The organism is Cytobacillus sp. FSL W7-1323 (genome assembly GCF_038595015.1).
Classification (GTDB): domain Bacteria; phylum Bacillota; class Bacilli; order Bacillales; family Cytobacillaceae; genus Cytobacillus; species Cytobacillus kochii.
Map to the genome: position 1 here is coordinate 4261116 of NZ_CP151998.1, position 26088 is coordinate 4287203.

Annotated in this window: 28 protein-coding genes; all 28 read right to left on the minus strand. The window is 39.2% G+C overall.

The annotated features are described in order from the left end of the window. Positions 1-1068, minus strand: coding sequence for an NADH-quinone oxidoreductase subunit C (locus MKX67_RS21660; RefSeq protein ID WP_342488765.1), 1068 nt, complete (start codon positions 1066-1068; stop codon positions 1-3). Between the two features lies 1 nt (position 1069). Beyond that, positions 1070-1582, minus strand: a complete 513-nt coding sequence (locus MKX67_RS21665) for an NADH-quinone oxidoreductase subunit B (RefSeq protein WP_157733862.1) — start codon at positions 1580-1582, stop codon at positions 1070-1072. Then, a complete protein-coding gene (locus MKX67_RS21670) occupies positions 1573-1947 on the minus strand; it encodes an NADH-quinone oxidoreductase subunit A (RefSeq protein ID WP_095371596.1) in 375 nt (124 codons plus the stop codon). Before MKX67_RS21670 ends, MKX67_RS21665 begins: the two co-directional genes overlap by 10 nt. 786 nt (positions 1948-2733) lie before the next feature. Beyond that, positions 2734-3141, minus strand: a complete 408-nt coding sequence (locus MKX67_RS21675; protein WP_095371595.1) for a F0F1 ATP synthase subunit epsilon — start codon at positions 3139-3141, stop codon at positions 2734-2736. A gap of 22 nt (positions 3142-3163) precedes the next feature. Further along, positions 3164-4585, minus strand: coding sequence for a F0F1 ATP synthase subunit beta (gene atpD / locus MKX67_RS21680; RefSeq protein ID WP_095371594.1), 1422 nt, complete (start codon positions 4583-4585; stop codon positions 3164-3166). A gap of 32 nt (positions 4586-4617) precedes the next feature. After that, complete coding sequence (locus MKX67_RS21685; protein ID WP_095371593.1) at positions 4618-5478, minus strand: F0F1 ATP synthase subunit gamma; 861 nt, start codon at positions 5476-5478, stop codon at positions 4618-4620. A gap of 146 nt (positions 5479-5624) precedes the next feature. Next, positions 5625-7133, minus strand: a complete 1509-nt coding sequence (atpA, locus tag MKX67_RS21690; protein WP_095371592.1) for a F0F1 ATP synthase subunit alpha — start codon at positions 7131-7133, stop codon at positions 5625-5627. A 24-nt stretch (positions 7134-7157) separates the two neighbouring features. Further along, entirely contained in the window at positions 7158-7694 is a 537-nt protein-coding gene (locus MKX67_RS21695; protein ID WP_095371591.1) for a F0F1 ATP synthase subunit delta, read from the minus strand. Next, positions 7691-8209 (minus strand): F0F1 ATP synthase subunit B, encoded by a 519-nt coding sequence (locus MKX67_RS21700; RefSeq protein WP_224936757.1) that lies wholly within the window; start codon positions 8207-8209, stop codon positions 7691-7693. The genes MKX67_RS21695 and MKX67_RS21700 overlap by 4 nt, the downstream gene beginning before the upstream one ends. A gap of 130 nt (positions 8210-8339) precedes the next feature. Next, a complete protein-coding gene (atpE, locus tag MKX67_RS21705; RefSeq protein ID WP_095371589.1) occupies positions 8340-8552 on the minus strand; it encodes a F0F1 ATP synthase subunit C in 213 nt (70 codons plus the stop codon). Between the two features lie 79 nt (positions 8553-8631). Further along, positions 8632-9342: a F0F1 ATP synthase subunit A gene (gene atpB / locus MKX67_RS21710; RefSeq protein WP_281203301.1), complete on the minus strand. Its 711-nt coding sequence runs from the start codon at positions 9340-9342 to the stop codon at positions 8632-8634. 7 nt (positions 9343-9349) lie between these two features. After that, positions 9350-9739 carry an ATP synthase subunit I gene (locus MKX67_RS21715; protein WP_095371587.1) on the minus strand — a complete coding sequence of 130 codons (390 nt, stop codon included), beginning with the start codon at positions 9737-9739 and terminating at the stop codon, positions 9350-9352. A gap of 6 nt (positions 9740-9745) precedes the next feature. Then, positions 9746-9967 (minus strand): AtpZ/AtpI family protein, encoded by a 222-nt coding sequence (locus MKX67_RS21720; RefSeq protein ID WP_095371586.1) that lies wholly within the window; start codon positions 9965-9967, stop codon positions 9746-9748. Between the two features lie 313 nt (positions 9968-10280). After that, positions 10281-12527 (minus strand): S8 family serine peptidase, encoded by a 2247-nt coding sequence (locus MKX67_RS21725; RefSeq protein ID WP_322909835.1) that lies wholly within the window; start codon positions 12525-12527, stop codon positions 10281-10283. A gap of 298 nt (positions 12528-12825) precedes the next feature. Then, the gene (wecB, locus tag MKX67_RS21730) at positions 12826-13977 is read right to left on the minus strand and encodes a UDP-N-acetylglucosamine 2-epimerase (non-hydrolyzing) (RefSeq protein ID WP_307318204.1); all 1152 of its coding nucleotides are present in this window, start codon (positions 13975-13977) and stop codon (positions 12826-12828) included. A 158-nt stretch (positions 13978-14135) separates the two neighbouring features. Then, positions 14136-14765 (minus strand): uracil phosphoribosyltransferase, encoded by a 630-nt coding sequence (gene upp / locus MKX67_RS21735; protein WP_095371583.1) that lies wholly within the window; start codon positions 14763-14765, stop codon positions 14136-14138. 210 nt (positions 14766-14975) lie between these two features. Then, on the minus strand, positions 14976-16217 hold the full coding sequence (gene glyA / locus MKX67_RS21740) for a serine hydroxymethyltransferase (protein WP_095371582.1): 1242 nt from the start codon (positions 16215-16217) through the stop codon (positions 14976-14978). Positions 16218-16496: 279 nt separating this feature from the next. Next, positions 16497-17039 carry a TIGR01440 family protein gene (locus tag MKX67_RS21745; RefSeq protein ID WP_095371581.1) on the minus strand — a complete coding sequence of 181 codons (543 nt, stop codon included), beginning with the start codon at positions 17037-17039 and terminating at the stop codon, positions 16497-16499. Between the two features lie 78 nt (positions 17040-17117). After that, positions 17118-17564: a ribose 5-phosphate isomerase B gene (rpiB, locus tag MKX67_RS21750; RefSeq protein WP_095371580.1), complete on the minus strand. Its 447-nt coding sequence runs from the start codon at positions 17562-17564 to the stop codon at positions 17118-17120. Between the two features lie 99 nt (positions 17565-17663). Further along, complete coding sequence (locus tag MKX67_RS21755; RefSeq protein ID WP_095371579.1) at positions 17664-18953, minus strand: methyl-accepting chemotaxis protein; 1290 nt, start codon at positions 18951-18953, stop codon at positions 17664-17666. Positions 18954-18976: 23 nt separating this feature from the next. Then, positions 18977-19438 carry a low molecular weight protein arginine phosphatase gene (locus MKX67_RS21760; protein ID WP_095371578.1) on the minus strand — a complete coding sequence of 154 codons (462 nt, stop codon included), beginning with the start codon at positions 19436-19438 and terminating at the stop codon, positions 18977-18979. A gap of 163 nt (positions 19439-19601) precedes the next feature. Continuing rightward, entirely contained in the window at positions 19602-20153 is a 552-nt protein-coding gene (locus MKX67_RS21765; RefSeq protein ID WP_095371577.1) for a manganese efflux pump MntP family protein, read from the minus strand. Between the two features lie 457 nt (positions 20154-20610). After that, the gene (locus MKX67_RS21770) at positions 20611-20943 is read right to left on the minus strand and encodes a hypothetical protein (protein ID WP_322909836.1); all 333 of its coding nucleotides are present in this window, start codon (positions 20941-20943) and stop codon (positions 20611-20613) included. A 210-nt stretch (positions 20944-21153) separates the two neighbouring features. Next, positions 21154-22197 (minus strand): L-threonylcarbamoyladenylate synthase, encoded by a 1044-nt coding sequence (locus tag MKX67_RS21775; protein WP_322909837.1) that lies wholly within the window; start codon positions 22195-22197, stop codon positions 21154-21156. A 165-nt stretch (positions 22198-22362) separates the two neighbouring features. Then, a complete protein-coding gene (locus MKX67_RS21780; protein ID WP_095371574.1) occupies positions 22363-22815 on the minus strand; it encodes a hypothetical protein in 453 nt (150 codons plus the stop codon). An 86-nt stretch (positions 22816-22901) separates the two neighbouring features. After that, positions 22902-23585 (minus strand): stage II sporulation protein R, encoded by a 684-nt coding sequence (spoIIR, locus tag MKX67_RS21785; protein ID WP_322909839.1) that lies wholly within the window; start codon positions 23583-23585, stop codon positions 22902-22904. Positions 23586-23991: 406 nt separating this feature from the next. Then, positions 23992-24858: a peptide chain release factor N(5)-glutamine methyltransferase gene (prmC, locus tag MKX67_RS21790; RefSeq protein WP_322909840.1), complete on the minus strand. Its 867-nt coding sequence runs from the start codon at positions 24856-24858 to the stop codon at positions 23992-23994. Then, a complete protein-coding gene (prfA, locus tag MKX67_RS21795; RefSeq protein ID WP_322909841.1) occupies positions 24851-25924 on the minus strand; it encodes a peptide chain release factor 1 in 1074 nt (357 codons plus the stop codon). Before prfA ends, prmC begins: the two co-directional genes overlap by 8 nt. Between the last annotated feature and the right edge of the window lie 164 nt (positions 25925-26088).

Sequence of the window (26088 nt, forward strand, 5' to 3'; positions counted from 1 at the left end):
TTACACCTCCACATCATAAGGTTCATAATCCTTGCGGAGAGGATGACCAACCCAATCTTCCCCAAGCATAATGCGATGTAGGTCAGGGTGGTTGGTAAATTGAATACCAAGGAGGTCATATGCTTCACACTCTGGCCAGTTCGCACCTGGCCATATAGTTGCAATAGAATCAACTCTTGGATTTTCACGATCCATTTTCACTTTCAAAGCGACAGACTGCTTATTTTTAAAGGAGTATAAATGAACATAAATCTCCATATATGTTTCAAAATCAGTTCCATGTAATTCTGATAAAAATTCAAAATGAAGACCGCTATGTTGTTTGAATAACAAGGCAAGGGAATAGTAATGTTCTAGCTTAACAACAATAGTGGGCACATGCTTGCTCATACGATTAATATAGGAATCTTCTAAAATATCTTCTTTGTAGTGTTCTTTTACAATGTTGAGGTAACGATCTAAGATTGGTTGTTGAGGTGATGGTGTGATAGGTTCTGGCTCTTCTGTTTCTTTTGCTTGAGTTGTTTTCCCTCTTGCCTTTGCTGCTGCAGCTGCCTTTGCTTTGGCGGCTGCGATGGCTTTAGCCTTCTCTGAATCGCCACTTTCATTCGCGTTCTTTGCCTTTCGTTTCGCTGCAGCGGCTGCTTTGGCTTTGGCAATAGCGATTGCCTTTTGTTTTTCTAAGTCTTGGTTAGATGTTGGCTCTGTTTCTTTTCCTTTTGTCTCTTTTGCTTTTTTCTTTGCTATTGCGGCTGCTTTTGCCTTGGCGGCGGCCGCTGCTTTTTGTTTTTCTAGATCTTGATTGGAGGTTGGCTCTGTTTCTTTTCCTTCTGTCTCTTTTGCTTTTTTCTTTGCTATTGCGGCTGCTTTTGCCTTGGCGGCGGCCGCTGCTTTTTGTTTTTCTAGATCTTGATTGGAGGTAACATCATCTTTTGTTTGGTTCACTTCGGATACTGAGTCATGCGATTCTTCTTTTTTCTTTTCCCTCTCTTCCCGTTTTCTTTGTGCAGCTGCTCTTGCTTTTTCAGCTGCTTCCTTCTTTAACCGCTCTTTATCTTTTTCATCCAAGTCAGATCACCCGCTTTCCTGTTTTCGCCTCATAACGGATTTTTGCCTTTAACTTATTGACACCGTATATGAGTGCTGCAGGATTAGGTGGACAACCTGGTATGTACACATCAACTGGGACCACTTGGTCTACCCCTTTTACAACAGAATAAGAATAAACATATGGACCACCTGCAGTTGCACAAGAGCCCATAGCAATCACCCACTTCGGTTCAGGCATTTGATCGTAAAGCCGTCTAATTACTGGAGCCATTTTTTTCGTGACGGTACCAGATACAATCATGACATCAGATTGTCGTGGAGAAGTGCGGAAAAAAGAGCCAAAACGATCGAGATCATAGTGAGAAGAACCCACACCCATCATTTCAATGGCACAACAGGCGAGGCCAAACGTCATCGGCCATAATGAATTACTTCTAGCCCATCCTTTTAACTGCTCTAATGTAGACATGAATATATTACGCTGAATTTCAGCCATTTCTTTTTCACTCATTTGATCTAATTTTAAATCCATTTCAGCACCTTCTTTTTCCAAGCATATATTAAACCTATCACTAACATAAACACGAAAATCAGCATCTCTATTAAAGCAAATATGCCTAATTTTTCATATGCTACGGCCCATGGATATAAAAACACTGTCTCCACATCAAAAATGACGAAAAGAAGAGCAAACATGTAATAACGAACCGTGAATTGTACCCTTGAGTCTTGAAAGGGATCAATTCCACTTTCATAAGTAGTATACTTATTCTCATTAGGTTGATATGGTCGCAACAATTTCCCGAAAAATAGAGCAACTAATGGTAATAGCACACCGATAATTATAAAAGAAAGGACTATCAAATAATTATTTTGATACAGATGCCATAATTCCAATATCATCCCCTCCATAATATAGAAACTATTCAAAATTTTTAAAATGTAATCGGATACATTATAACACCCTTGCCATATTCTGTCGATAAGCCACTAGTCATTTCCATCTATCCCATACTTCATTTATATGACAAGTTGTATAGGATATATCTTTTTTACTGAATCTTATCCGAAAAAAATAAGAACTGTTGGTAGGATAAAGAGAAGGTTTATATTATTGTGAGGAAATAGATAGATCTATATAGCTTTTGCTCACAAGGGGTCAGAAATCTTATCAGCAGGATGAGTGAAATTCAATTCACTATGAGCATGTTTGCTTGCAATTACAAAAAGATGAAGGCTGAGAAACTGAGCGTAATTGACTTATTTAACACTGGATACACTCATATTTTTCCTCTACCCCATTTTCTTGACTCGTTTAGCACCGAATCCAATCATATCTTTCTGCTACCTCATTTTTTTGACTCGTTTATCACTGAATCCAATCAAATTTTTCCGCTACCTCATTTTTTTGACTCGTTTATCATCGAATCAAATCATATTTTTCCAACCACACATTATTTGCCTCGTTTTGGTTTATCAGCTGAACTCATCCAATCAATTTAATTCACTCACGGGATTTCTGAAACGTATTGGTATTATAGAGGCATCACAGCACAAATTTATGTCATCGATTCATTCCACGGTTCGTTTACCACCCGAAAGACACGCTTAAATAGACCCACGCAAAACAAAAAACGAACCAATCCTGATGATAAAAACAGGATTGATTCGTTTTCATGATGATTATATATTTCTCTCCGAAACATTGATACGATTCATCGCACGTTTTAGTGCAAGTTCTGCACGTTTGAAGTCGACGTTTTCACGCTTTGTTTCATTCAAACGTTGTTCTGCACGATCTTTTGCACTTTTGGCACGATCAAGATCGATATCAGTCGCTTGTTCCGCAGATTGCGCTAAAATCGTTACTTGGTCCGGACGTACTTCGAGGAAACCACCGCTAACAGCAACCAAATCAGATTGATTTTCTTTCTTTAGACGGACAGCTCCAATTTGTAACGGTGCAACCATAGGGACGTGACCTGCTAAAATACCTAGCTCTCCACTTTCAGCTTTGGTACTTACCATTTCCACATCGGATTCATACACCGGGCCATCGGGAGTAACAACACTGACTTTAATCGTCTTCATTTTTTACCCTCCTGGTCCTAAATTATACCTCTACGCCCATTTTTTTAGCAGCTTCAATTACTTCTTCAATACGACCAACTAGACGGAAAGCATCTTCTGGTAGGTGGTCATATTTACCTTCAAGGATTTCTTTAAATCCTTTAACAGTTTCTTTTACAGGAACATAAGAACCTGGTTGGCCTGTAAATTGCTCTGCTACGTGGAAGTTTTGAGATAAGAAGAATTGGATACGACGCGCACGTTCAACGATAAGCTTATCTTCGTCTCCAAGCTCGTCCATACCTAGGATCGCGATAATATCTTGAAGCTCTCTGTAACGTTGTAACGTTTGTTGTACAGTACGAGCTACTTCATAATGCTCTTCACCAACTGTTTCAGGTGAAAGTGCACGTGATGTAGATGCTAATGGATCCACGGCAGGGTAAATACCCATTTCAGATAATTTACGCTCTAAGTTTGTTGTTGCATCTAAGTGAGCGAAAGTTGTTGCTGGAGCCGGGTCAGTATAGTCATCGGCAGGTACATAAATCGCTTGAATTGATGTAACAGATCCAACATTCGTTGAAGTAATACGTTCTTGTAATTTACCCATTTCAGTTGCAAGTGTTGGTTGGTAACCAACGGCAGATGGCATACGACCAAGTAGGGCAGATACCTCAGAACCTGCTTGCGTGAAACGGAAGATGTTATCCATGAAGAAAAGAACGTCTTGTCCTTGCTCATCACGGAAATATTCAGCCATTGTTAAACCAGTTAGGGCAACACGCATACGTGCTCCAGGTGGCTCATTCATTTGTCCGAATACCATCGCAGTTTTCTTAATAACGCCTGAGTCAGTCATTTCATAGTAAAGGTCATTACCTTCACGTGTACGCTCACCAACACCAGCGAATACAGAAATACCACCGTGCTCTTGAGCGATGTTATTGATTAACTCTTGAATTAAAACGGTTTTACCAACACCGGCACCACCGAATAGACCGATTTTACCACCTTTGATGTAAGGAGCAAGTAAGTCTACTACTTTAATTCCTGTTTCAAGAATTTCTACTTCTGTAGAAAGTTTTTCGAATGTAGGTGCTTCTCTATGAATAGAGTCACGACGAGCATCACCAGTAATGGCTGGATCCAGGTCAATTGTATCACCTAGTACGTTAAATACACGGCCAAGAGTGATATCACCTACTGGTACAGAGATGGCTGCACCTGTATCTATTACTTCAGTTCCACGTTGTAAACCATCTGTTGAAGACATAGCAATTGTACGTACAGTGTCATCACCTAAATGAAGGGCAACTTCAAGGGTTAAGTTGATTCCAACTTCAGATTCGTTACGCGAAGTGTTATCAATTTGCAATGCGTTATAGATTGCTGGTAATTGACCGTTTTCGAACTTTACGTCAACAACCGGACCCATAACTTGAAGAACGCGTCCTTTGTTCATCTTTTTCCCTCCTAATAAGAAATGCTATTTAATTATTCTAGAGCAGCTGCTCCACCGACAATTTCAGTAATCTCTTGAGTAATTGCAGCCTGACGCGCACGGTTATAGCTTAAGTCTAATGCATTGATTAGATCCTTCGCATTATCCGTAGCATTCTTCATCGCTGTCATACGCGCGGCATGCTCACTAGCTTTACTATCTAATAATGCACCATAGATTAAGCTTTCAGCATACTGAGGTAGCAATACTTTCAAAATTTCTTCAGCGGAAGGCTCAAATTCATACGAAGTTAACTGGTCTGACCCACTAGAAATATCTGTTAGTGGTAAGATTTTTTTCGATGTTACTTCTTGAGTAATTGCGCTGACATAGTGATTGTAATAAATGTATAGCTCATCATATGTTTCATCAGAGAACATACCAACCGTTTTAGTTGTTAAGTCTTTGATTTCAGCAAATGATGGCTGGTCTGCTACGCCGACGATATCGACGATTACATTCATCCCTTTTCCTTTGAAGAAATCAACGGCCATTCTACCAATCGCTATTATCGCAAACTCATCATTAGACTTATGTCTTTGTTGAATTGTTTGGTTAACGGCTTTTAGAACTCTACTGTTAAATGCCCCAGCTAGTCCACGGTCAGATGTAATGACGACATAACCCGTTTTCTTAACCGGACGGCTCACTAACATTGGATGTGATGCATCTGCACTACCAATTGCGATAGACGCTGTTACCTCTTGGATTTTTTCCATATAAGGTACAAATGCTTTTGCATTCATTTCCGCACGAGTCATCTTTGAAGCTGATACCATTTGCATAGCTTTTGTAATTTGACTTGTTTTCTTCGTAGAATTGATTCGGTTCTTTATATCACGTAATGATGCCACAGGTTCTCACCACCCTTATACTTAAGTGTGTTTGATTGGTTAGCGCGTAGGCTGTCCCAATCCTTATATATCATTAGATCCTGTAAAAACAATGCATGAAAAGGCAGGAAGGGACAACGATCCCATCCTGTCTAACTCTGCAATGATTATTCAGAAACCACAAACGTTTTCTTGAATTCGTTAATTGCAGCTGCCATATCTTCATCAGCCGGAAGGCCTTGAGTTGTAGCGATATGGTCAAGCAATTCTTTATGATTTTGATCTAACCAAGTAAGATATTCTTCTTCAAAACGACGGATATCTTCAACTGGAATATCATCAAGGAAACCACGAGTTAACGCATAAAGAATCGCAACTTGCTTTTCTACTTTAAGTGGTTTATTAAGGTCTTGTTTAAGAACCTCAACTGTACGAGCACCACGGTTTAACTTCGCTTGTGTTGCTGCATCTAAATCTGAACCAAATTGAGAGAATGATTCAAGTTCACGGAATGAAGCAAGGTCTAGACGTAATGTACCAGCTACTTTTTTCATTGCCTTGATTTGTGCAGAACCACCAACACGTGATACAGAAAGACCTGCGTTAATCGCTGGACGAACACCAGAGAAGAATAGGTCAGACTGAAGGAAGATTTGTCCGTCAGTGATAGAAATAACGTTTGTTGGAATATAGGCAGAAACGTCACCTGCTTGTGTTTCAATGAAAGGTAGCGCAGTGATTGAACCGGCACCTTTTGCGTCACTTAGTTTAGCTGCACGCTCTAAAAGACGGCTGTGCAAGTAGAATACATCCCCTGGATATGCTTCACGACCTGGAGGACGACGTAATAATAATGAAAGTTCACGGTAAGCAGATGCTTGTTTTGTTAAGTCATCATAAACAACTAGTACATGTTTACCGTTATACATGAACTCTTCACCCATTGCTACCCCAGCGTATGGTGCTAAGTAAAGTAATGGAGCTGGTTGAGATGCAGATGCAGTTACAACAATCGTGTAATCTAGTGCACCTGTTTTACGTAATGTTTCAACAGCATTACGTACAGTTGATTCTTTTTGACCAATTGCAACATAGATACAAATCATATCTTGGTCAGCTTGGTTTAAAATTGTGTCGATTGCAACAGATGTTTTACCTGTTTGACGGTCCCCGATGATTAACTCACGTTGACCACGACCGATTGGCACTAATGCGTCAATCGCTTTAATACCTGTTTGTAATGGCTCATGTACAGATTTACGATCCATAACACCTGGAGCCGGTCCTTCAATCGGACGAGTTTTTGTTGTATTGATTGGTCCCATTCCATCAACAGGGTGTCCAAGAGGGTTTACAACACGGCCAATAAGTTCTTCACCTACTGGTACCTCCATGATACGTCCTGTGCGGCGTACTTCATCGCCTTCTTTGATCTCTGTGAATGGTCCTAAAATAACAATACCGACGTTACTTTCTTCAAGGTTTTGCGCCATACCCATAACGCCATTCGAAAATTCAACAAGTTCGCCAGCCATGGCGTTATCTAAACCATGAACACGCGCGATACCATCACCTACTGAGATAACTGTACCGACATCACTCACTTGAATTTCCGACTGATAACCTTCAATTTGCTTTTTTATCAGCGCACTGATTTCTTCAGCTTTGATGCTCATGAGTTTCACCCCTATCTACGAATCTTAGCCTAACAATTGTCGCTCAAGTCTATCTAGCTTGCCACGTAAGCTGCCATCGAAAATCTTGTTTCCTATGCGAAGCTTGACACCGCCCAATAAATTTGAATCAACGATATTTTCTATACGAAGGGATTGCTTGCCCACTTTAGCTGCAAATGTTGCAGATAAAGCGTTTCTCTCTTCATCAGTTAAAGGACGAACAGAGTAAACTTTCGCTTCAGCAATTCCTTTTTGCTCATCTGATAGGTCTAAGAAATGCTCGACCATACCTGTGATTTCATCTTCACGATGACGCTCCACCATGATGAGTAAAGTGTTTATCACATATGTGTTAACAGATGCAAAAGCTTCTTTTACGATCTCTTTCTTTTTTTGAATAGAGAGCTTAGGAGTCTTTAGCACTGCTTTAAATTCAGAGTCATGATTCACTACGTCTTTCACTGCACGAAGCTCATCTTCCATTTGGTCAAGAAGCTGATGTTCATTCGCAAGCTGGAATAGAGCTAACGCGTAACGTTTTGCCACTATTGAGCTCGTCATTGCTTCTCGCCTGCCTCTTGAATATATTCGTTAATTAGTTTTTCTTGATCGGCTGCACTTAATTCCTTCTCAATAACTTTCGAAGCAACTAGGACAGATAATGAAGCAACTTGTTCACGAATAGCTGATACAGCTTGTTCTTTTTGCTGCTCGATTTCAAGTTTTGCAGAATTTTTCAAACGATCGCCTTCAGCACGTGCCGCAACAATTATCTCTTCGCGTTGCGCTTCACCTTGCTTTTTCGCGCTTTCAATTAACGTTTGCGCTTCTGTACGCGCTTCTTTTAATAGAAGCTTTTGCTCTTCTAGTAATTTCTTCGCCTCTACACGACTTGCTTCTGCTGCTTCAATTTCACCAGCGATATGTTCTTCACGTTGGTTCATGATTCCCATAAGTGGGCCCCATGCAAACTTTTTAATTAAAGCTAACAAAATGATGAACATAATCAATTGGAATACGATGTCGCCACCATTAAAGCCGCCAGATGCACCTAATACATAACTATCTAATAACACCCTCGATTCACTCCCTTCAAGAGACGTTCACTTAAGGTCAAACTATTTTAAAGTCATTCGATTGAATTTACATAAAGGAAAGGCGAAGGTCCACTTGTGATGATCTTCGCCATTTTACAAATACAAAAAATTAGCCACCGATAACCATGAATGCGATAACTACGCCGATGATCGGAATCGCCTCAACTAACGCTACCCCGATGAACATAGTAGTTTGAAGCATACCACGAGCTTCTGGTTGACGTGCCATACCTTCAACTGTTTTTGAAACGATTAATCCGTTACCAATACCTGCACCAAGTGCTGCTAAACCGATTGCGATTGCTGCTGCTATAAGACCCATTATTTGTTTCCTCCTTAAAATTTTGGAATAAAATTATTTTTAACAAACATGTTTTGTTCATGTAATGAACAGGTATATATTAATGGTCGTGACTCACTTTGTGAGACATATAAACCATTGTTAACATACAGAAAATAAATGCTTGGATAGCACCGATAAATACGGAGAATCCCATCCATAATAATGTTGGTAATACTGCTACAGCATGTCCTAAGAACCCTGTTGCAAGTGAGCCTGCTAGTAATGTCAGTAGGATTTCCCCTGCATAAATATTACCGTAAAGACGCAAACCAAGTGTTAATGTGTTGGCAAACTCTTCAATGATTTTCAATGGGAACATAAACCACATTGGCTTGAAGAAATCTTTCCCATATTCTTTCAGACCCTTCACTCTCACACCATAATAATGTGAAAGACCTACCACCATCGCTGCTAGTGTAAGCGTTACGACCGGATCAGCTGTTGGTGATTTCCACCATAGCTCGTGGTTATAGGTGACTGCAAATGGAAGTCCTAGCATGTTCGATACAAATACGTACATGATGAGTGTGATTCCAAGCACGTGGAATCTACCACCATCTTTCCATGCCATGTTGCTGTTGATGATGTTCTTAACGAAGTCCATCACCCATTCAAAAAAGTTTTGCATGCCTGTCGGCTTCATTGCTAAACGACGAGTTGAAATGACAGCAATTAAGAAAACTATCGCACTTGCTACTGTTATCATCAGAATATTAGATAAGTTGAAGTTTAACCCCATAAATTCTCTCAATGGAGCTCCATGATCCATAAATTATTCACCTCTCTTCCCGCTTTTTACGTAAATGAAAAGATTGAAGAAAAAAATCTATCATAATGACTAAATAGGACGTCATTAATCCCAACACTACACTTATAAGGTGAAAATACGCTGGATACTCCAGGGCGATGATAACTGCCAAAGCGGCAGATGCCATTCGCGACATCGTTCCTAGTGAACGCACCTTTTGCTCTTTCTCTACTGCTTCTCGGAACTGAATCATCTTCCTTACAATTAACCAAAGATTAAAGAAGCTGAGAACGGTTCCCAAAATCAGGCCAAGAAAGATAGATTGATAAGACGTAAAGCCCCAGCCGAGTACAAAGAACGACAACAAGAAAAGCATGTATTTACGTTGTCTACTAAATCTTTCTTGTATTTCCGGCATATTTGTTTATTCTCCTGAAAAAAATTGTTGGATTAAACGAAGCATGGCATAAATGCCCACTGTCAAACCTAGTAATAAACCGATTATTAGAAACAGTGGTTCGGTCTCTAGTAACCGATCGAACCATCTTCCAGCAAAAACACCTAGAAGGATGGCGCCTACTAATTGGGAAAGAATGGCGGACATGAGTGCCATCGCTTTAAAAGGGCGACGGTCATTATGACGCATTAAAACGCATCCTCTCAATCGAGAATGGTAAGAGGTTTTCTGAGGAAAGCAGTATGATAAATCGTCTATTTCATATGATATAAAACTATAAAATCTGCTCATGAAAACCTTATCAATAATACCCTTTGTAAGCATACAATAGGGGCATGTCAATGTCAATGCGTTTAATGGGAATTTCGCCAGTTCTCTTTTGGGCAAAATATGGATGTTCACACTTTTTTCATAAAATCTTCACTAGATTTTTCTTGCAAATTCTGAAAATTTATGCGTTCTTTTTGGCTATTGTTTTTCAATTATAATATTTTTATACCGCTTAATTTCCTATCATTTCTAATTCTCCATTAGCCCCAATGAATAAACGGGTCTCTATCCAATCTTCTTGTCCAGATTTGCGAGCAAATACTTTTGCAATATACAAACCAGGCTGTGGTAAATCGCTTATGAATAAATCCTCTTCTACCTGGCCTTTCTTTACATCTTTCTTCCAATCAAGCATGCCTATAAAAGTTAATGAAGTTGAATCGAATAAAGCAATCCCAAACTCTTCCGCTCCACCTGGTAAATACACTTCATAGCGATACGTTTTCTTACTATCACCTTTACCAAAACTAAAGCCCATGACACGTGGATAATCCGGTTCTTCCAATACGTATAAATAAGGAAGCTGAATTGTTTGCTTATTACTATTCAACCGAATCGTACCGTCTGCCAGTTTTTCAGTGAGTTCCTTTGGATTAACGATCATATGTAATCGAATGGTTTTCTTCTCCTTAGGCTCAAGCATAAATGATAATGGTAGACGCCATTCAATCCCCTTTTGTTTTTTCGGGATTTCAAAAGCATAGGACTGCTTTTCATCGGTTGTATTTTCTACCGTAATTTTTGCTACATGGTCATGATGTTGTTCTGATAACTTAAACTTACCAAACTGTATGGACGATGGATAGATTAATGTAGATGTCATTAATGCTTCCTTCAATTGAATCCGGCCCGCACCTTGTTCAAAGGTCCGGTATGGCGTACCATCTTCATTCACCATAGATAAGGCCGTATTCATTAGTGCTGCTTTTACTTGCTCAGGGCGCCATTCAGGATGAGCCTGTATTAACAAAGCGGCTGCCCCTGCCACATGAGGCGCTGCCATACTTGTTCCTTGTAATGGTGTGTATCCACCAGGTACCGTACTATTAATGGCTACTCCTGGTGCAACCACATCAGGTTTTATTTCCCAAGTAGAAGTCACAGGACCCCTTGAGCTAAATTCAGCTAAGATGTCTTTTTCTTCCTTTATCACTGTTTGTCCATATAATCTTTTAGCTTGTGAAAGCTCTTGATTAATCTCTTCCCCATCTTCCTTCGTTAATGACACAACCGGGATATCTAACACCCCTTCTAAATTGCCCATGAAGGAGCCCGGTGTATTATTGTAAATGAGCAAAGCAAGTGCTCCTGCTTCCTTGGCATTCTTACTTTTTTCCGTAAAAGTTAATTCCCCTCTCTCCACAATAACTACTTTTCCATTAGCTCCTTTTAATTGCTCCTCTTTCCCAATGCCACCGTTATATAACTCAAATGATTTGTTTAAATCCCACGGAATCGTTCCTTGCAGTGGATACAACTTCATTTCTTTTTTACCAATATGTAAATAAGGTACTTTTAATGTAGGGGTAGAGGCTCCTACAGATATCGCTTTGGCAGCCGTACCCGGTGAGCCAACACTCCAAATGCCAGGCCCTGAATTACCCGATGATGTAACAGCAACAATTCCACTATCGACTGCCTTATTTAAAGCAAGACTAATAGGGAGATCAGGTCCGTTCACATTATTTCCCAATGAAAGATTAATGACATCCACTTTATCTTTCATCGCTTGTTCTATTGCTTGTAACACTTGCTCTGTCGTCCCGCTTCCTCCTGGGCCTAAAGCACGATATGCAATAACCTCTGCTTTTGGTGCCACACCTTTAACTTTTCCGTTGGCTGCAATGATACCTGCCACATGGGTGCCGTGCAATGTATCCAACCGTCCCATATTCACTGTTTCCATCGGATCGTCATCTTGGTCCACGAGGTCTTTCCCACCACCATAACTAATGCGTAAATCTGGATGACGATAATCAATCCCCGTATCAATGACGCCAACCTTAACACCTTCTCCAGTAAGGCGGTGATTATCATCATCAAAATATCCTCTAATAGCCTCTCCACCAATAAGCTGAATATTGTCATTCTCTGCTTGCACAGTATAATTTTTTACGGTCGTAAGGTGATGAATTGTTTGATTCCTTTCTATTTGTGCTAACTTATCATTTGTTGCTTCAACAGAAAACCCTTTTAGGGCATAGTTAAATATGTATCTTATTGCGACACCTTGTGCTTTGAGCTTCTCCTTTTCTACTTGTAAGTCAGCGTCATCACTATAAACGATGATAGCTACTTGTTCTTCTGTTTTAATTTCATCCAAGGAAGGCACAATTAGTTGAGATGAAGACGCACTCATACCTAACGTACAAGGAAAAAGAAAAAGAATAATAACGAGAATAAATAGATTTTTCTTCATTACGACTCCTCCTTTTTTTGTTAGCGTCTTCGATTTCTAGCTTCCCTATACTACGGAATTTAATGGGAAGCGCAAATAAAAAAGGTGAATACCCTTTTTAAACTTAGGTAATCACCTTTTTTATTATAGGCCGTTTAAAACCAATGTGTAATGCTGCAGAAATCCTCGAGTTGCCGTGCAGGAAAAATCCGAGGAGGCTTATAGGATCTTCGCGAAAAAGCGAGTGTCTAGTGCACAATAAAAAGAATCTAGTATCGTAAGTGAGTTAAAAGCTACAACCATTACGAAAATAGCGTTCTTATATTAAGGGCTTAAATGGAGCTGGCTTCTTTAAACCTTCACGAAAATAATACTTAATGGCCTCTGCAATTCTTTCAGAAGCGTGACCATCCCCGTATGGATTAGAAGCTTTCGACATCGCATTGTACGCCTGTTTACTAGTTAACAGTTCATTAGCGTTTGCATAGATAACTTCCTCATCTGTACCAACGAGTTTCAATGTGCCTGCTTGAATACCTTCAGGGCGTTCTGTTGTATCACGCAACACTAACACAGGCACTCCTAGCGATGGTGCTTCTTCTTGTACACCACCTGAATCAGTTAAAATTAAATGGGCACGCGAGGAAAAGTTATGAAAGTCGATCATCCCTAGTGGCTCAATCAAATGAATCCGTGGATGCCCTTGTAAAATTTCATTCGCAACTTCTCTTACAGCAGGGTTTAGGTGAACCGGATATACTAATTGTACATCTTCATGCGTTTCGACAATTTTTTTGATCGCTTTAAACATATGTCTCATCGGCTCGCCAAGATTTTCCCTGCGATGGGCTGTCATCAAGATTAAGCGATCGTCACCAATTTTCTCTAAAATCTCATGCTGATATTCCGGTCGCACTGTTGTTTTTAACGCATCAATCGCCGTATTACCCGTAATGAATATTTGCTCTGCAGATTTATTTTCCCTCAATAGATTATCGGCCGATTTCTCTGTTGGCGAGAAATGAAGATCACTGATTACACCTGTCAGCTGACGATTCATTTCTTCTGGGTAAGGAGAAAATTTGTTCCAAGTGCGTAAGCCTGCCTCCACGTGGCCGACAGTAATCCCATTATAAAAAGCTGCTAAACTGGCCGCAAATGATGTTGTTGTATCCCCATGAACAAGAACAATGTCTGGTTCAACCTCTTTCATTACTTCATCTAAACCAGACAATACACGGTTTGTCACTTCTACTAACGTTTGTCTTGCTCTCATAATATTTAAATCAAAGTCCGGTTCTATTTGAAAAATTTTAAGCACCTGATCAAGCATTTCTCGATGTTGAGCAGTCACTGTAACGATAGAATGAAAGTCTTGTGGGTGCTTGTTGAGCTCAAGAATAAGCGGTGCCATCTTTATCGCTTCAGGTCTTGTTCCAAATATACTCATTACCTTAATCGGTCTTTGCATAAAACACTCGTCCACCTTTCTAAAAGAAGTGCTGGTTGCACTCACCTTCCGACAAACATTTGTCGAACAGATCTTTATCAGATCCACTTAAAGGGAAGCATTCTTGTAAAAAAGCCCGTCCTAGGACGGGCTCATTTTCTATAATTAACTTTATTTTTTTATTTTGTACCGAATAAACGATCTCCCGCATCCCCAAGACCAGGAACGATGTAGCCTTTTTCGTTTAACATTTCATCTAATGCAGCGATATATATATCTACATCTGGATGTGCTTCTTTTAATGCTTCTACCCCTTCAGGTGCAGCAATTAAACACATAAATTTAATGCTTTTTCCACCGCGTTTTTTCAAAGAATTGATTGCTTCAATTGCAGATCCGCCTGTTGCAAGCATTGGATCAACTACAATGAAATCACGCTCTTCAATATCACCAGGGAATTTTGCATAGTACTCAACTGGTTTTAAAGTCTCTGGATCACGATATAAGCCAACATGACCTACTTTAGCTGCAGGGATTAATTTCAAAATACCGTCTACCATCCCAATACCTGCACGTAAAATCGGCACAATTCCCATTTTCTTTCCAGAAAGAACTTTTGAATTTGTTTTTTGAACAGGTGTATCTATTTCAATTTCTTCTAAAGGCATATCTCTCGTGATTTCGAAAGCCATCAAAGTTGATACTTCATCAACGAGTTCACGGAATTCTTTCGTACCTGTATTTTTTTCACGAATGTATGTAAGCTTATGTTGGATTAATGGATGATCGAAAACATATACTTTTGCCATAAATATCTCTCCTTTTACTGATTGTACAAATCACACTTCGTACTATTTTACAGAAAAAATGTTTGTGGGGCAACTACGATTCTTGACATAGAAACATTTATTGCCATTGGAAGAAAAGAAAATGTAGAAGATACTTTTAGAACATTCGTTATAGTTGGCATAACTTAACAAAAATCCAGCCCTCAAGCGAAGGCTGGATAAACTAGATGATTATCTTTCTGGATATAAAATAAATTTGCTTGTTAATGCTTCTACTCGTTGTGAAGCTTCAGCTAACTTTTCTTCGTCTTCCGCATTTTTCAACGTGAACGCGATAATAGAAGCAATCTCTTCCATATCGTTCTTTGCAAATCCACGAGAAGTAACTGCTGCTGTACCAATACGTATACCACTTGTCACAAATGGGCTTTCTGGATCAAATGGAATTGTATTTTTATTAACCGTAATACCTACTTCATCAAGTACTTTTTCTGCTACTTTACCCGTTAAACCTAATGAACGAACATCTACAAGTAAAAGATGGTTATCTGTTCCACCAGATACTAAGTCGATGCCTTCTTTTTTAAGTGACTCTGCTAAATGCTTAGCATTTGTGATAATGCTTTCCGCATATTCTTTAAAGCTATCTTCTAATGCTTCTCCGAAAGCTACAGCTTTAGCGGCAATGACATGCATTAATGGACCACCTTGAATACCTGGGAAAATCGATTTATCGATTTTTTTCGCAAATTCTTCTTTACAAAGAATCATACCACCACGTGGACCTCTTAATGTTTTATGAGTTGTTGTTGTCACGAAATCAGCATATGGTACTGGATTAGGGTGAAGACCAGCTGCCACTAAGCCCGCAATATGAGCCATATCGACCATTAAATAAGCGCCAACCTCATCTGCAATTTCACGGAAACGCTTGAAGTCAATCACACGAGGATACGCACTTGCACCTGCTACAATTAGCTTCGGTTTATGCTCTTTCGCTTTTGCTAATACATCATCGTAATTGATGGTATGAGATGTTTCGTCTACACCATATTCAACGAAATTATATTGGACACCACTAAAGTTTACAGGACTCCCGTGCGTTAAGTGGCCACCGTGGGATAGATTCATACCAAGGACAGTATCTCCTTGTTCTAAAATCGTGAAGTACACTGCCATGTTTGCTTGCGCACCTGAATGAGGCTGAACATTCGCATGCTCGGCTCCAAAGATTTGCTTCGCGCGATCTCTAGCTAAATCTTCCACTACATCAACATGCTCACAGCCACCATAGTAACGACGACCAGGATACCCTTCAGCATATTTATTCGTGAGAACAGATCCTTGTGCCTCCATTACCGCCTCTGACACAAAGTTCTCTGAAGCGATTAATTCAATCTTACTTCTCTGACGTCCTAATTCATCTTGAATTGATTTGAAAACTTGCTCGTCCTGCTGCGCTAAATGCTTCATACAATAATCCTCCCTTATCTCTACCACACTATCAAAAATGAATAGCTATTATGAAAATTCTCCTTTATTCTATCATGTTTTTTCAGGAGGATACAGGCAAGCTTACTGTTTATTAAGAGAAAAAAATTATCCATATTAACGGAAAACGGTTACATGTAAATGATTATGAAATGAAGGGTAAAGTTGGTATTTCCGAATAAAAGTTATGCAGAAATAATTAGTTACATACGTCATTTATCTACTTATCGCTAGCGGCGCATTATCAGACAATGACTATTTCTATTGGTAGACCGCTCTTTCTCCCCCAATCAACTTCGGCCTAGTCGTTGCTAATGTGACGTGTGCACCACCTACTTCTTTTAATGAAAGACGAATAGGTACAACCACATGCTTCAAGTGCATGCCAATGAAGGTATCACCGATATCTATCCCTGCATCAGCTTTTATATGCTCGACTACAACAGGGGCATCGAAATGTTGAAACGCATAAGTCGCCATCGCACCACCCGCTTTTCGGATTGGCACAACACTCACCTCTTCTAAGTTATACTTCTTAGCGGATGCTCGTTCGAGAACAATGGCGCGATTTAAATGCTCACAGCATTGAAAAGCGATTTGAACATTTGTTTGTTTTTGTAAGTTCATTAGTTCTGAAAAGATGAATTCAGCCACATCCTCTGAACCAGCCGTGCCGATATGATTACTCATCACTTCACTCGTACTACAGCCAATAACAATTAATTTGTCTTCGTTTAGTGATACTTTTTGTGTAAACTCTGTTAAAATATCCCGCCATTGTTGTATTAACTCTTCCATCATCATATGCTCCCTCTCTTCTCAAGATAAAAAAGATGCATATGTCTTCCTTCCTTTCATGAAGTCAACATATGCAACAAAGTTTTATAGATTTTCTTTTTCGTATTGATCTATCTTCCCAATACGGTTTTGATGGCGACCGCCTTCATAATCCGTGCCAAGCCATACTTGGGCAATCTCTCTTGCAAGCCCTGGGCCAATGACTCTTTCTCCCATCGCTAACATATTACTATCATTATGCTGTCTTGTTGCTTTCGCACTGAAAGTATCATGAACAAGCGCACAGCGAATGCCTTTCACTTTATTGGCTGCTATAGACATCCCAATCCCTGTCCCACAAACGAGAATACCTTTATCAAATTCACCGCTCGCTACTTTTTCAGCAACCGGTAAAGCATAATCAGGGTAATCTACAGAAGTACTACACTCACAACCAAAATCTTCATATTCAATATTGAGTTCTTCTAATAATGACTTTATTTCCGCACGAATGTTTAATCCACCGTGATCTGATGCAATTGCAACTTTCATTTTTTATGCCTCCAATCAAACTTGATTGTATGATTATCACTTTATTCTGACACAAAATTTAAAAATTATAAAGATGCAATTACTTTTCAGTTGGGTAGGCTACACTTTAAATTTATTCATATCTGTTTTTAACTGGTTGGCTTGCTCTTGTAATTCTTTTACTAGTATGTCGACTGTATCAATCACAGATGTTTGAGCCTCAGTTGAAGCAGCAACTTGTTGTGCACCGGCAGACGTTTCCTCCGCAATCGCTGCTACTTGTTGCGATTGGGCTGAAGTTTCCTGCATAGCATGCATTTGTTTATCTACTAAATCTTTAATCATGGTCACTGCAGCATTCATTTGATCTACAGTTTGCGTCATCTCTTCAATGACGGCATGTGTCTCGGTCCCTTTTTGTGCTTCTTGATTGGCAGACTCCACTTGATTGGAAATTTGACTGACCACATTACGCACTTCTTCTTGAATATTTTTAATTAATTCCGATATTCCTTGCACAGCTTTCGCACTTTCATCAGCCAACTTGCGCACTTCTTCGGCAACCACAGCAAAGCCCTTACCATGCTCTCCTGCTCTCGCCGCTTCAATAGAAGCATTTAATGCTAATAAGTTTGTTTGCGTGGCAATATCGCCAACAAGTTGGATAATTTGTTCTACTTTGACTGCATTTTCTTCTAAAATTTTTACAGTCTCTAACGATTTCTGATTACCTACTGCTAGTTTTTCTATTCCAGAAATAAGTGAATGCATGGCATGTTTGGATTTATTCAGATCACCAAAAAGCTCTTCAGATACTTGCTCAGATTGCTTTGCCTGCACCTGAACTTCTTCAGCAATTCGAATGACTTCATCAACAAGTTCGGCAACAGACTGTGTTGCGACCGCTGAGTTTTCTGCTCCTTGAGATATTTCTGAGATAGTTGTAGCAATTGCTTCAGCTTGCTCATTAGCAACCGAAGACTCCGCGGAAATTTCGTGCACTTTTTTATTTGTCATAGCAAAGTTCTCATCAATTCGTTCAATCATTTCTCTTAAACTCGTTAGCATTTGATTAAAGGCTAATCCTAAAGAACGTATTTCATCATCCGAACGCGAAACCTGTGCCTTTTCTTGTAAATTACCATTCGCTGCTTTTATAGCAGAATGCTCTAAGTCTTTAAGTGGTTTTGTAATAAGCCCTGCTGCAATAAATGCTAAGATCGCAGACCAAATCGCTCCAAGCAAAAGAACAATAATCGTAAAAAATTCTTTACTTATCGGCATATTTCCCATTAAAGGATATACGAACTGAATACATATCGCACTTATTGAGTATGTAATAACGGCTAATACTGAGATGAGAAGAACCAATTTTTTCCTTAAACTAAATTTCATCTTACGCGTCTCCATGATTGCCCCCTACTTCAACCTGTTCATCTTTGTTTATCTTGATTACTATCTTTTAATACTTCTGCTATTTTTTTTATGCTTCCATGTAGTTCATTATAGGTTTCTTTATATTGTTGCAACGTCCCACCGAATGGATCAATGATATCTTCTTGTTTACCATCATAAGCAAACTCTTTTATTAGAAAAACTTTTCCCATAGCATTAGGAAAATGTGATAAAATCGCATGTTTATGTCCATTTGTCATCACTAATATATGTGTCGCCCATTGAATAAGCTCTTCATTCAATTGAGCTGATTGATGATTGATGCTTATGCCTTCTTCTTTTAAAACTTGAGATGTATAAGCAGATGCAGGTCCACCTTGACTTGCAAAAATGCCCGCAGATTTCACCTTTACATCTGGAATGTCTATATGACGTAATATCGCTTCAGCCATGGGGCTTCGACATGTGTTACCTGTACAAATAAATAAAACGTGAGCCATAAAGCTCGCCTCCTTCTCTTACATTATAATCCAAAACTCCTATTTGATATAGACAAAATAAGGTGTCTATCACCGACATATTTCGACAATTTTAAGAATTTTTTGTCGAAACACATCAATAATACGCACCTTAACTGATTTTTATTAGGAAATTTTAACCATATTACATGAATAACATTTTGACGCCAAAAGCAAAAAGAATCGCCCCTCCAAGTGTCTCACTATATTTACCGAACCACCCTTGCATTCTTCTTCCTATCATTAATCCTGCCCAAGTAAGAACCATGGCAATTACACCAAATAATGTAAGAACAAGAGCCGTTTTTGCCCCCAACACACCTAATGTAAGCCCAACTGAAAAGCTGTCTAAACTTACACTTAAAGCAAAAATTAATAAGCCAAAACCAACAGGGGTCAACAGACTTTCTTTTTCAGCCTTTAAGCTTGACCAGAACATTTGCAGGCCTAAAAGCATCAACAAACCGGCACCAATATAGGCAGCAATCTCACTAAAATAAACTGATAAAAACTTCCCTGCCATCATTCCTAACAATGGCATGATGACATGAAATACTCCAATCGTAAAGCCTATATATAATATTTGCCGATACCTTAATTTGTACATCCCCATACCTAATCCAACTGAAAATGCATCCATTCCTAAGGCAAACGCCATTAAACTTAAAGTTAAGACTTCACCTACTAACAACGTCATCTCTTTAGCCTCCTCGGGACTTGCTCTTTTGAAGATATGCATGTCCAAGGAGAATTAGAATTGTTTTTTTAGGCGAAAACAAAACTGCTTCGATAGAGCGAAATATGATGGTTGCAAAAATCTCAGCGCATCTCTATAGGCTAGGGATGTAGTTACGCGGCAGGATAATGCAAAGTGCATACATACAGGGATTTTTAGTATGCTTGTTTTGCCATAAGAGGACTCACAATTAAGGCAGGTTTTTTCTGTTTTCATAGTAGTGATTTTCACTAGCGAAGATGCATCAATAGAGTTGATTGCCGGCGGATATCGTGTAGTGTAGAAGGAAACCAACGTTGTTTATGGATGCTGAAATGTACATTATTTGCAGGGTAAATCATTTTTAGTAGGGCTTTCCGCGAGTGATTTGGGATGAGATTTCTTTTTTAGTCGCGGATTTGCCTCTTTTCGCGACTTATCATTGGCGGGTCTCTTTTTTTAGTCGCGATTCTTGCTTTTTGCGACTTATAAAGAGTGTCTCTGCTTTTTTAGTCGCGGATTTGACCTTTTCACGACTGATCATAGTTGGTTCTCCTTTTTTAGTCGCGATTCTTGCCCTTTTGCGACTTATTAAGAGTTTCACCGCTTTTTTAGTCGCGGATTTGACCTTTTCACGACTGATCATTGGCGGGTCTCTTTTTTTAGTCGCGATTCTTGCCTTTTTGCGACTTATTAAGAGTTTCACCGCTTTTTTAGTCGCGGATTTCCTCTTTTTATGAGCTATCAAGGACAGATTTGCTTTTTTACGCACAAAATAAAAAAGCTCCGCTCATAAGTAATACAATCGGAATATGATCATTTTACCCACACAGCTTACCGGATTTCTGCTGAAATAGCACGCTATAAGAATCATTTAAAAAAACTGAGCCTCTGTTTTTAGCTTCTAAGGTGAAAAGGGATAACAAATCAGAACCTGAACAATTTTTTGTTCAGGTTCTGAAACACTCATTCCCAAGTCTACTTATAATTGAATGCGCCTATGGCCTGCAGCTTTCTCTAAGCGATTCATAATCGCCACACCGACACCTTCATATGGGAAAACCTCACCTAAAATGATATCGACATTCTCATGATTAAATGCTCTCAATGCATAGTATAAACCTGCAGCCACGGTATCTAGCGTTTCCCGCGCACCCATAGAAAGAACAACATCCGTTTCATAGAAATCTTTATTTTCATCTGTTGTCAGTACACCTACTCGCAGTCCTTCTGCCCTTTTTTCATTGATCAATTGTTGCAACTGCATCGGAGTTGAATCGACTAATGTTAATGGTGCATCTGGTGCGTAATGTGTATATTTCATACCAGGCGATTTTGGTTTGGCTTGTTGATTATGTAGCGCCGGATCTAATTTTACCTCACCTATCACCGCAATTATCTGTTCCTTGGTCACACCACCCGGCCGTAAAATAACAGGTATCTCTTCTGTGCAATCAATTACGGTTGACTCCACACCAACACCAGTGGCTCCTCCGTCTACCAGACCAGCAATTTTTCCTTCTAAATCTTCCCACACGTGATCCGCTGTTGTTGGACTCGGTCTTCCTGAGCTATTTGCACTTGGAGCAGCTATTGGTAAATCCGTTTGGGCAAGAATGGCTAATGCTACAGGATGATCAGGCATACGGAAGCCAACAGTTTTTAATCCTGCTGTTGCTAAATCAGAAAGGCTACCCCTTTTTTTCTTAAGAATAATCGTTAATGGTCCTGGCCAAAAGGCATCCATCAATTGTTCTGCCTTTAATGGAATCTCTTCAGCCAGTTCCTGCAGTTGCATCCTCTTTGCTATATGAATAATTAAGGGATTATCTGCCGGTCTTCCTTTGGCAGCAAAGATTTTCTCTACGGCACCGTCACTCTTTGCATTCCCACCTAACCCATATACGGTTTCAGTTGGAAAAGCAACAACCTCATTTTCTTTAAGTAAATCAGAGGCTTGGACAATTTGTGGGTAACTATTCAAATTATCCACATTATTATCCACTGACCATCTAATTGTTTTCATTGTTATCCACCTTCAATATCTTTCATTCTAAATAGGGGAAATCCCCCTATTTTCAGTCTATCATCTAAGACAGTATAAAAGAAGCAAGGTGATAACTCAAGGTATTATCCACAAATTGTGAATAAACACATCGTTTTTGTGTATAACTTTGTGGATATATCCACATTATTCGAGTGAATATTTTAAAAAGAAAGAGTTATCCACAGATTGGACATTTTTAATATGTTCTTTTTCTACTAAAAATGTTGGCAATTCCGATTTATCCACTTGTTGAAAACCCATTAATAAAAATAATTGTAGTGTACTTTTGCGATTTGATCCTAAATATACTGTGGATAACCCTTTTTCTTTTGCTAATAGAAAAATTTGTTGCAATAAATACAATAAATCTGTCTGCACCGTTGTTTCTGACTTCATAACAAGCGAGCGTAACAAACCAACCGTATCATAAGGTTCGATGCCAATTGTCGCTTTTATTTCTCCCTCTTCATCTTCCATAATTAAAAAGTAATCAATTAAGTCCGCTACACCTTCCGATCGAACTGACGCTTCTGTTAAAAATTTCATGAGCTCGTTTTCATCTTGCTTCTGTGCAACTCTTACAATACTTGTTTTCATTCACTTCACCCTCTACCTCATTTTATAGTCTATGAATATGAGTTAATTGAAATTGATAGAACTAAAAATTTGCTAGAGTTAAAATATTATCCGAATAGCTTATCCCATATCTCTGCTAAAAAGAATTTTACTTCCACTTCTTCTTCATCTTGTTCACCTGCATAAACAGGATCTTCTTCTTTTTCGGTCATTTCTTCTTCTACGTTCTCTTCTTCCACTACTAATTCTTCCTCTTGCTGTTCTTCATCACTAAACCCTTCGCTCACAGCCACACCATTTGAAAAATCAAGAAAGCATAATGGTGGAAATAAAACACACCACCAGTTCGCACCGTCTCCTTCACCAAGCGTAATTAGAATCGCTTCATACTCACCAGCAGGGTATAAAAACTGGCCATAAAGTTTCGTCGGAAAATCTACTTTATCAAACTCCGTCTTAACTGTTTGTTGAGAGCCTGCTTCAGCTACAACTCGTTCGGCTATTTTTTGAATTTCTGGTAATTTTGATTGAATCAATGCTCTTGCTTCTTCTAAAGAGGTTAAATCGGATACCCACTCTGTTATATTTGCATTTACTTCGTCTCTCACCGCACGTTTAATCTTTTGATCTTTCTCCATATCGCTATTCGCTAGAATTCTTAAACGGATCGCTTCGTTAGGAATGACTAGTGATTCATCAGCCACTACCTCTGTTTGCGGTATATATAAACTAAATAAAGTACCTAATGATAAAATTAAGATGTATAAGTTCACAATCGATTTCGTTTTCATCTTCCTGCACCATCCCTTCACTATCCACAGTGTGGTCAGAAAGAGAACATCTTAAACTATTAAAATTAAAAAGTTATAAAAATAAGAAGGAAAGATAGACTAAATTTAGATGGTGAACGGATTAAGTTAACATGTACAAAGCGTTACTTTGTTTATAATCCATACATATGTCCATAACGAGTCTTTTTTCTTTTATAATGGGAGAAGCTTGCAGAAAGTATTCTTTGGGGGATTTTTAAATTTTTACGACTGTTAGCTTTTTTTACCGAGGACAGTTCACTTTACAACGCTCTCACTCTTGGACGTTTCACCAAGTGCCGTCATTTTTCTTTTTCCACCGCTCTTGGTTCCTATTTCCTTACCGAGAGCGGTGGTTTCAATCAGTTCCTAATGCTATAAATCCTCATTAGCTACTTATTTCAGCGAAAACCATTCGATCTTTCCCGTTAATGTCAAAGACGACTTCGACCTGTGCTTGTGGGAGGGCACCTTTTAATAAGTTTGCGACCAATTCCCCTTGACCTGCACCTACTTCAAATCCAACAAGTGCTTGTTCGGTTAGTACATATGGTAATTCATTTACTAAACGGCGATAGATGTCTAAACCATCCTCTCCAGCAAACAAGGCACGATTAGGCTCATGTTCAGTTACAATCTCTGACATCCACGAACGATCTGCAGTTGGAATATAAGGGGGATTGGAGATAACTATATCTAATTTTACTCCAGAGTTGATAAAAGGCTGCAGCAAGTCCCCTACTATCCAATTTATGTCTGCGTCTAAATAAGCCCCATTACCCTTAGCTACTTCTAAACTTGCAGGATATAGATCAGTTCCAAAACAATCAAGCTGAGGGTTTTCCCGTTTCAGAGTAATAGCAATTGCACCGCTACCTGTGCCAACATCGGCCACTTTTAACCCTGTATCATCTTGCCAACGTGCACGAATACGCTCAAGCGTAGCAAGGACTAACTCTTCTGTTTCTGGCCTAGGAATAAGAACTTCCTTATTCACCTTAAATTTTCTACCATAAAACTCCTCATAGCCCATAATATACTGAATAGGCTCACCAGTAATATGAGTGAGTATCGCCTTTGAAAAAAGTTGATCGATCTCCTCAGGAAGTTCTTCACGTAATCTTGTTAAGAATTCAGCTCGACTCATCTTCATATAATGTCTTAGTAAAATTTCAGCAGCATATCCTTCCCGTTGATTTTCTTCTAAAAAAGAAGAAGCCCAGTTAAGGGCTTCGAATACTCTGCGATTACTCATTAGTCGCACTCTCTAGTTTAGCCGATTGCTCTTCTAAAATAAGAGCATCAATAATTTCATCAATCTTACCGTGTAGGATCTGGTCTAACTTTTGGATAGTTAAACCAATTCGGTGATCAGTTACACGGTTTTGTGGGAAATTATACGTACGGATACGTTCAGAACGATCCCCTGTCCCTACAGCTGATTTACGCTGCTGATCGTATTCAGCTTGTGCCTCTCGTTGGAATTTATCGTATACACGTGCACGCAAAACTTTCATCGCTTTTTCTTTGTTCTTAATTTGCGACTTTTCATCCTGACAAGAAACGACAGTTCCCGTAGGAAGGTGGGTAAGTCTTACTGCGGACATAGTCGTATTAACACTTTGTCCACCCGGTCCACTAGATGCAAAAGTATCGACACGGATATCTTTATCATGAAGCTCAATTTCCACTTCTTCTGCTTCAGGTAACACCGCTACTGTTGCCGTAGACGTATGAATGCGACCGCCTGATTCTGTTTCCGGTACACGTTGCACGCGATGCGCACCATTCTCATATTTTAATTTAGAGTAAGCACCGTTTCCGTTTACCATGAAGATAATTTCTTTATAGCCACCGACTCCTGTACTACTTGCTTCAATGACGTCAATTTTCCAACCTTGGACCTCTGCATAGCGACTATACATACGGTACAAATCACCCGCAAACAGTGCAGCTTCATCTCCACCAGCTGCGCCACGAACTTCTACGATAACGTTTTTGTCATCATTAGGGTCCTTTGGAATGAGAAGGATTTTTAATTTTTCTTCTAATTGCTCCACTTTTCCCTCTAATTCAGAAATCTCTTCTTTCACCATATCACGCATTTCAGCATCTAATTTCTCTTCCAACATGGCCTTTGCGTCTGTATATTGTTCATGTATTTCTTTATATTCACGATATGTATCCACTGTTTCTTGGATATCAGACTGTTCTTTTGAATACTCACGTAATTTTTTTGGATCATTTACTATTTCTGGATCACTAAGCAATTCATTAAGACGTTCATAGCGTTCCTCTACAGATTGAAGACGATCAAACACGGTTATTCACCTCTAATTCATTATTAACAAGCATCTATCTTATCACTGCTATCAGTATGCAGTTTTATTTCCAACGTATAACATTCTAATTATAGTATAGCCGCCTTGTTCAGTCAAAACCACTTTAGATTATTTTAGAAATTTCTGTTATTCGATTGATGAAT